The 939-nt window shown below is 54.4% G+C and carries 2 protein-coding genes; both read left to right on the plus strand.

Annotation, left to right across the window (positions count from 1 at the left end):
* On the plus strand, window positions 1-273 hold a 273-nt coding region (locus FEM54_RS33190; RefSeq protein ID WP_171045974.1), incomplete at its 5' end, for a single-stranded DNA-binding protein.
* Between the two features lie 217 nt (window positions 274-490).
* On the plus strand, window positions 491-939 hold a 449-nt coding region (locus FEM54_RS33195; RefSeq protein ID WP_138454356.1), incomplete at its 3' end, for an Lcl C-terminal domain-containing protein.

Consider the following 939-nt stretch of genomic DNA (forward strand, 5'->3'; position numbering starts at 1 on the left):
GTTAAGGATGGGTATGAGGACAGGGGTGGGTTCTGGGCGCCGGTGGAGATCTGGCATCGCGAGGCGGAACATTGGGGCACGCTTTATCAGAAAGGCATGCGCGTATTGGTGGAGGGACGCACGGTGAGGGATGCGTGGGAGGATCAGGATGAGAATGAGCGGGTGACGTTTAAGATTGAGGCGCGGCGGGTGGGAATTTTGCCTTATCGGGTGGAGACCATTAGCTTGGAGAGCAAAGCCCCACGCTTTGAAAATGAAGACTGTTCTACGTAGACGCGTCAACGCTGTTCTTACCGTTCTCAACTACAGTCAACTACCAGTCTAAGTAAGAATCTGGGTTGCAGGCCTGCACTATTAAGAAATCGGCACCCAGGAACGGGAGTATTGTCGTCAAATACGTAGTGGTCCAATGAAATCGGGAAGCGGACGCCTCTAATCGCTCCAAGGCTATTCACTTGAATCTACTCCAATAACAACCAGGAGTCAGGGAATGCAGATGCGCTCATCATGGATTGTGGCTGCGGTTTTGCTTGGTTATATGGGCCTACTACCAGTCCATGCCCAGGACTCGTCAACAGAAGAGACTGACCTGCGCGCGCCGGGAGCGCAGATCCCTGCGGCGCAAGAATGGTGGCGCACCGCCGAAGTGGACGGCAAACAGCTGCCAGTATTGACCGAACCATGGTTCGATACGTTACGAGGGGCTAAAGCAGGCCACTATGACAAAGCCACGGATATCCTTTGGACTGAACCCGATCGAACAAAAATCTCCCTCCCTGTCGCACTGAGTACAGCCCAGAATTACTGTCAACGTTTGGGCAATCGCCTGCCAACACGCCACGAAATGGACTCCATCCAAGATGTCCGGCGCGTGGCCCCCACGATTGATCTAGCGGTTATGACAGGTGCTGTCTCCGCGCCGTATTGGACGATGAGGCC

It is taken from the genome of Pseudomonas edaphica, from assembly GCF_005863185.1.
In the GTDB taxonomy this organism is placed as follows: domain Bacteria; phylum Pseudomonadota; class Gammaproteobacteria; order Pseudomonadales; family Pseudomonadaceae; genus Aquipseudomonas; species Aquipseudomonas edaphica.